At 36.4% G+C, this 272-nt stretch carries 1 protein-coding gene; it reads left to right on the plus strand.

Annotated features, from left to right (window positions below; all coding sequences use genetic code 11):
* On the plus strand, positions 1-107 hold a 107-nt coding region (locus SB756_RS30205; RefSeq protein ID WP_410913251.1), incomplete at its 5' end, for a hypothetical protein.
* Positions 108-272 lie beyond the last annotated feature (165 nt).

Below are 272 nucleotides of genomic sequence, written 5' to 3' on the forward strand. Positions count from 1 at the left end.
CTAGCGCATATTATGCTGCAGATTACTGCGCTTACCCTGTTGCGTCGGTTGAATCAGAAAAAGTGAATTTACCGCAAACTTTAGCACCTGGCTTAGTAATAGAATAATACCCATTTTTAAGGATTTAACATGCATACCAACGTAAATACATTATTTGAAAACCTATGGGATAACTATTTAGCAGTTACTCCATCGGCAGATAAAATTCATGACCTTTTAGGTTCAACCCAAAAAAACGACATAATTAACGACCATATTGCGTTACGTACGTT

The sequence above is a fragment of the Pseudomonas sp. SIMBA_068 genome (assembly GCF_046534705.1).
Classification (GTDB): domain Bacteria; phylum Pseudomonadota; class Gammaproteobacteria; order Pseudomonadales; family Pseudomonadaceae; genus Aquipseudomonas; species Aquipseudomonas putida.